Origin of the sequence: Micropruina sp. (genome assembly GCF_047607385.1) — a bacterium.
Taxonomy (GTDB): domain Bacteria; phylum Actinomycetota; class Actinomycetes; order Propionibacteriales; family Propionibacteriaceae; genus Micropruina.
Genome location: NZ_JASGDE010000079.1, coordinates 1 through 5,975, shown reverse-complemented (window position 1 = coordinate 5,975; position 5,975 = coordinate 1). Strand labels below are relative to the sequence as shown.

General features: G+C 68.7%; 7 protein-coding genes. 4 read left to right on the top strand and 3 right to left on the bottom strand.

What is annotated here, in order from left to right:
• Positions 1-89: 89 nt before the first annotated feature.
• Positions 90-488, bottom strand: a complete 399-nt coding sequence (locus tag QM582_RS06990) for a VOC family protein (RefSeq protein WP_415082987.1) — start codon at positions 486-488, stop codon at positions 90-92.
• Positions 489-618: 130 nt separating this feature from the next.
• On the opposite strand from QM582_RS06990, the gene QM582_RS06985 reads away from it, so the two are divergent.
• From QM582_RS06985 to QM582_RS06975, 3 genes are all read left to right on the top strand, one after another.
• Positions 619-2,067, top strand: a complete 1,449-nt coding sequence (locus QM582_RS06985) for an MDR family MFS transporter (RefSeq protein WP_415082986.1) — start codon at positions 619-621, stop codon at positions 2,065-2,067.
• Between the two features lie 81 nt (positions 2,068-2,148).
• Positions 2,149-3,027 (top strand): polyphosphate kinase 2, encoded by an 879-nt coding sequence (gene ppk2, locus QM582_RS06980; RefSeq protein ID WP_415082984.1) that lies wholly within the window; start codon positions 2,149-2,151, stop codon positions 3,025-3,027.
• 29 nt (positions 3,028-3,056) lie between these two features.
• A complete protein-coding gene (locus QM582_RS06975) occupies positions 3,057-3,731 on the top strand; it encodes a DNA-binding response regulator (protein ID WP_415082982.1) in 675 nt (224 codons plus the stop codon).
• A gap of 126 nt (positions 3,732-3,857) precedes the next feature.
• Here QM582_RS06975 and QM582_RS06970 read toward each other — a convergent pair whose 3' ends face one another.
• On the bottom strand, positions 3,858-4,481 hold the full coding sequence (locus QM582_RS06970; RefSeq protein ID WP_415082980.1) for an L-threonylcarbamoyladenylate synthase: 624 nt from the start codon (positions 4,479-4,481) through the stop codon (positions 3,858-3,860).
• 62 nt (positions 4,482-4,543) lie between these two features.
• Between QM582_RS06970 and QM582_RS06965 the strand changes: the two genes are divergently transcribed.
• Positions 4,544-5,677 (top strand): MalY/PatB family protein, encoded by a 1,134-nt coding sequence (locus tag QM582_RS06965; RefSeq protein ID WP_415082978.1) that lies wholly within the window; start codon positions 4,544-4,546, stop codon positions 5,675-5,677.
• A 36-nt stretch (positions 5,678-5,713) separates the two neighbouring features.
• Here the strand turns inward: QM582_RS06965 and QM582_RS06960 are convergent.
• The coding region (locus tag QM582_RS06960) for a hypothetical protein (RefSeq protein ID WP_415082976.1) at positions 5,714-5,975 on the bottom strand (262 nt) is incomplete at its 5' end.

Sequence of the window (5,975 nt, the reverse complement as noted above, 5' to 3'; positions counted from 1 at the left end):
TCGCCTAACTATTTGCCGCTCGCTGAACTCAGCGAGCGGCAAATAGTTAGGCGAGCGCTCGGCGGAGGGGCGGGGGTCCGCCCACCGAATCAGGCCTGGTCGATCCGGATCACATTGCCGGAGGGATCCCGCACCGCGCAGTCCCGGACGCCCCAGAACTGGTCGGTGGGCTGCTCCAGCACCTCCACGCCGGCATCGGCCAGCCGGGCGAAGAGCCCGTCCAGATCGTCGGAGCGGAAGTGCGCCGCGCTCAGCGCACCCTTGGCCAACAGCGAACGCAGCGTCTCGGCGTCCGCAGCCGCGTCGGCCAGGTAGTTGCTGAGCACGATCGCCATGCCGTCCTGTCCCGGTGCCGCGACCGTGATCCAGCGGAACTCTCCCTGGGCGACGTCCGCCTGGACCTCCATGCCCAGCAGATCGCGGTAGAAGGTGAGCGCGGCATCGACGTCGGTGACCGCGACGAAACAGCGCGAGATTGCAATGGTCATGCCGCTCACAGTAGTCAGAGCACATTCAGGAAACTTCTCCGATCCTGACCGGTCCGTCCCGGGCCTCCCCGATTGGACGCCCCGTCGATCGGCCACGTAATGTTGCCCGGCTATGACTGGGGGTAGGACGATGCGTGAGACCGGAGCCGAGGCCGACCGACATTGGCTGACCCCGCGGGATCGGTCGGTGATCACCATCCTGCTGGTCGCGGCGTTCGTGGTGATCCTGAACGAGACGGCGCTGAACGTGGCGCTCACCTCGGTGATGACCGATCTGCGGGTCGACGAGCGCACCGTGCAGTGGCTGACCACCGCGTTCATGTTGACCATGGCCGTGGTCATTCCGATCACCGGCTGGCTGCTCGAACGGATCCCGACCCGGGTGGCGTTCATCCTTGCCATGAGCCTGTTCACCACCGGAACCCTGATCTGTGCGCTGGCCCCGGTCTACTCCCTGGTGCTGGCCGGACGAATCGTCCAGGCCAGCGGCACGGCGATCATGATGCCGCTGCTGATGACCACCATCATGCAGTTGGTGCCGCCCGCTCACCGCGGCGCCCTGATGGGCAACATCTCCCTGGTGATCTCGGTGGCGCCGGCGCTGGGCCCGACGCTGGCCGGTTTCGTCCTGCAGTTCACCAGCTGGCGCGGCGTGTTCGGCCTGATGGTGCCGATCGGGCTGCTGATGCTGGTGATCGGCAGCCTGCGGATCACCAACATCAACGAGCCGATGAAGATCCCGCTGGACGGGTTGTCGGTCCCGCTCACCGTGCTCGGCTTCGGCGGCCTGGTCTACGGCCTCAGCCTGATCGGGGACGCCACGGTGCCGGTCCTCGAACTGGTCGGCGCCTTCGCGGTGGGTCTCGGCGCGCTGGTCGCCTTCCTGGTCCGGCAGTTGCTGCTGGCCCGGCAGGAGCGTGCCCTGCTCGATCTGCGCGCCTTCCAGCACGGCTCCTTCGCGATCAGTGTGGTGGTGATGGCGCTGGCCATGATGGCCCTGTTCGGCACCGTCATCATGCTGCCGCTGCTGTTGCAGCAGGCGCTGCACCTGCCGGCGCTCAGCGTCGGGCTGATGATGTTGCCCGGCGGGGTGCTGATGGGCGTCCTGGGCCCGGTGGTCGGGCGGCTCTACGACCGGCTGGGCGCCCGTCCGCTGATGCTGCCGGCGTCGGTGGTGGTCGCGGTCGTGTTCTGGCTGCTCTCCACCATCCAGCCGGACACCCCCTGGTGGTTCGTGGTGGCCTGCCACGTGGCGATGAGCGCCTCCTTCGCCTTCATGTTCACGCCGCTGTTCACCGTCGCACTGGGCTCGCTGCCCAGGCAGCTCTACACCCACGGCTCGGCGATCGTCGGCACCGTGCAGCAGCTGGCCGGCGCCTTCGGCACCGCGGTCTTCGTCACCGTCTTCGCGGCCCAGTCGGACGCCCTGCGCGCCACCGGCGCCGGACCGGAGCAGAGCCTGCTGCACGGAGCCCACCTGGCCTTCCTCGGCGCCGGAGCGGTCTGGGTGCTGGCGATCGTCGCCACCGGCTTCCTCCGGACCCCCGAGCCCAGCGATCAACTGCCGCACGCACACTGAAACCTGCGCCGCAACCAAGCGGCCGCAGATAAATTTGGCGGAGTCCTGGTGGCCCGGAGCAGGATGCGGCACGATACGCCCATGGCGAAACTCCCGAAGTTGGACAACGAACTCTACGAGGCCGAACTGCTGCGGTTGCAGGCGGAACTGGTGGAGATGCAGGAATGGCTACGCACCGAGGGCAAGCGGCTGGTGGTGATCTTCGAAGGACGTGACGCTGCCGGCAAGGGCGGCGCGATCAAACGGATCACGGAATACCTCAGCCCCCGCATCGCCCAGGTGGTGGCATTGCCCGCGCCGACCGAACGGCAGCAGTCGCAGTGGTATTTCCAGCGCTACATCCAGCACCTCCCCTCGGCCGGCCAGATCAAGCTGTTCGACCGTTCCTGGTACAACCGGGCCGGTGTCGAGCGGGTGATGGGCTACTGCACCACCGCGGAGCATCGTCGCTTCCTGCGCCAGTGCCCGATCTTCGAGCGGATGCTGATCGAGGACGGCATCATGCTGCGCAAGTACTGGTTCTCGGTGTCCGACAAGATGCAGGAGAAGCGGTTCAAGTCGCGGCTCACCGACCCGATGCGGCAGTGGAAGCTGTCGCCGACCGACCTGGAGTCGCTGACCCGGTGGGAGGACTACTCCCGGGCCAAGGACGAGATGTTCGTCCACACCGACATTCCCGAGGCGCGCTGGAACGTGGTCGAGTCCGAGGACAAGAAGCGGGCCCGGATCAACATGATCGCGCATCTGCTGTCGTCGATCCCCTACCAGAAGGTGGAGCGGCCCACGTTGAAGCTGCCGAAGCGTCCGCCGTCGACCGGGTACCAGCGCACCGACCGCGGCCTGCAGTACGAGGTGCCGGACGTGACCGCCGGCCTGGAGCGGACGTCCAAGAAGGACAAGTACGTCGATCCCGAGGACGAGATCAACGACGACAACGACACCGAGAACAACGAGAACTGATTCGGTTTCCCCGGTGGAATACTGACCGGGTGCCTACCAAACCGCCGATCAAGGTGGCCCTGGTCAACGACTACGAGGTTGTGGTCACCGGGCTGCTGCACATGTTCGCCAACTATGCCGACCGGGTGCGGGTGGTGAAGCTGGTCGCAGGGCGCGAGATCCGCGAACGCGTGGATATCGCGCTCTACGACAGCTTCGGCCAGCCGTCGGCGGACACCCCGGCCGTGGAGGGCGTGCTGCGCAATCCGCTGGTGGCCCGCACCGTGGTCTACACCTGGAACTTCCAGCAGGCGCTGGTCCGGCGGGTCACCACCGACGGCGTCTCGGGCTACCTGTCCAAGACGCTGCCGGCGCATGCCCTGGTGCACGCGCTGGAACAGGTGCACGCCGGGAAGATGGTGATCAGCCCCGCGCCGAAGGCGGCCAACCCGACCGGCGGCAACTGGCCGGGACGCGAGGAGGGCCTCTCCTATCGGGAGAGCGAGGTGATCGCGTTGATCACCCAGGGCCTGCCCAACGCGGAGATCGCGCAGGGCATGTACCTCAGCCCCAACTCGGTGAAGAGCTACATCCGCTCCGCCTACCGCAAGATGGGGGTGGTGCGGCGTTCCCAGGCGGTCTCCTGGGGGATGCGGCACGGGTTCTCCTCCGACTACATCCGTTTCGACCCCGAGGACGTCCAGCCCGACCCGGACGGCTCCTGACCTCTACCGTCGGTCTCGTCGAGACCTCGCCTGGCCGAGCATCGCCGCGCTCCAACCTCTACCGTCGGTCGAGCTTGTCGAGACCCTTCCTGACGACGGTTTCGACACGCTCAGCCATCGCTCTGGTCAGGCCTCGAACAGCGCAGGGTCGCCCGACCCGCGCCGGATGATCACCACCTCGTCGCCGCTCAGGTCGATCACCGTGGTGGGCTCGGAGCCGCAGTCGCCGGAGTCCAGCACGGCGTCCAGGGCGTGGCCGATCTCGTCGTTGACCGTCCAGCCGTCCGACATCGGCTCCTCCTCGCCGGGCAGCAGCAGGGTGCTGGACATCAGCGGCTCGCCCAGCTCGTGCAGCAGGGCCAGCGCGGTGACGTGCGGCGGCAACCGGACGCCGACCGTCTTGCGCTTCGGCTGCAGCATCACCTTGGGGGCTTCGCGGGTGGCCTTCAGCACGAACGTGTAGCCGCCCGGGGTGGCGGCCTTGATCGCCCGGAACACGTCGTTGCTCATCTGCACGTAGTGCCCCAGCTGCGCGAACTCGCTGCAGACCAGGGTGAAGTTGTGCCGGGCGTCCAGGTGCCGCAACTCGCGGATCCGGTCCAGGCCGGCGCGGTTGCCGAGCATGCAGCCCAGCGCGTACCCGGAGTCGGTCGGATAGGCCACCAGTCCCCCGTCGCGCAGGATCGTGGCCACCTGTCCGAGCGCCCGCGGTTGCGGGTTGTCGGGGTGTACGTCGAAGTACCGAGCCATGCCCAAGCTCCTCCTGTCGAGATCTGCCGCCCGCCGCCGCGGCGAGCGGCCACAATGCAGCCATGACGATCTTCTCCCTGACCGAGGCGGAATTGCGACAGCGACGCAGCCTGAAGTGGCGGACCTACGATCCGGACGTGCTGCCGCTGTGGGTCGCGGAGATGGATTCGGCGATGCTGCCCGCGGTCCGGCAGAGCCTGGACGCCGCCCTCGACCACAGCGACACCGGCTACCCGGTCGGCAACGACTACATCGACGCCTACCGGGACAGCGCCGCCACCCGGTGGGGGCTGGAGCTCGCTCCGGGCCAGTTGCGCCGCGGCGGCGACGTGATGAACGCCGTTCTGTGTGTGCTGGAGACGGTCACCGATCCCGATGACGGGATCGTGATCACCAGCCCGGTCTACCCGCCGTTCTGGCAGGTGACCAGCGGCTACCGGCGACGCACCGTCCCGGTCGCGCTGACCGAGCAGGGCCGGCTCGATCTGGACGCCCTGGCCGAGGCGTTCGCCGCCCCGGACGTCACCGCCTTCCTGCTCTGCTCGCCGCACAACCCGACCGGCACCGTGCACACCGCCGCCGAGCTGAGCGCCGTCGCCGAGCTGTGCGCCGCGCACGGCGTCCAGTTGGTGGTGGACGAGATCCACGCCTGGCTGGTCGACCCGGGCACCGAGTTCGTGCCGACGCTGAGCGTCCCGGAGGCGCAGCAGGCGGTGGTGGTCACGTCGGCGGGCAAGTCGTGGAACCTGGCCGCGTTCAAGGCGGGTCTCTTCATCGGCGGCACCGAGGCGGGCCGGGTGCTCAACGGCCTGCCGCCGCTGGCCACCCAGTCCACCGGGCATCTGGGATCGATCGCGCACAGCACCGCGCTGCGGCACGGCCAGGACTGGGTCGATCAGGCCCGCGCCGAGATCGCCGAGAACAAGCGGCTGCTCACCGACCTGCTGCACGCCCTGGTGCCCGGCGCCCGCTACCGGGCCGAGCCGGGAACCTACCTGGCCTGGGTGGACTGCACCGAACTGGGGCTGGACGAGCCGTACGCCCACTTCCTGGCGTCCGGACGGGTGGCGTTCTCGCCGGGCCGCAACTTCTCCCCCGCGCACCAGCAGTGGGTGCGGATCAACCTGGCCGCGTCGCCGGCGATGATCACCCAGGCGGTGGAACGGATGGCGGCGTCGCTGCGCAAGACCGCCTGAGCGTCCCGACGCCGGGTGGTCGGGGTGTGCCGGCGCTCAGTCGTACAGTTGGGCGCCGGCCTCGCCATTGCCCTGCAACCTGGTGATGCCGATCAGGCTGAGCAGCACGGTGTCGGTCGTGGTCGAGGTGGTCACCCGGATGCTGCCGTCGCCGGCCACCGTCACCGAACCGTGCATGCCGGGTTCGGCGGCGATCACCCGCCGGGCCGCAGCGACCGCGGCCTGGGCGTCCGGACGGCGTCCGACCTGACGCTGGGCTGCGGTGGCGTCCACCGCCGAGCTCACCGCGGCCGCCGCC

Bases quoted from the DNA above. Each gene is read 5' to 3' on its own strand.
- QM582_RS06985 (WP_415082986.1), top strand. From the start codon at position 619: ATGCGTGAGACCGGAGCCGAGGCCGACCGACATTGGCTGACCCCGCGG.
- QM582_RS06990 (WP_415082987.1), bottom strand. From the start codon at position 488: ATGACCATTGCAATCTCGCGCTGTTTCGTCGCGGTCACCGACGTCGAT.
- QM582_RS06970 (WP_415082980.1), bottom strand. From the start codon at position 4,481: ATGGCTCGGTACTTCGACGTACACCCCGACAACCCGCAACCGCGGGCG.
- QM582_RS06965 (WP_415082978.1), top strand. From the start codon at position 4,544: ATGACGATCTTCTCCCTGACCGAGGCGGAATTGCGACAGCGACGCAGC.
- ppk2 (WP_415082984.1), top strand. From the start codon at position 2,149: ATGGCGAAACTCCCGAAGTTGGACAACGAACTCTACGAGGCCGAACTG.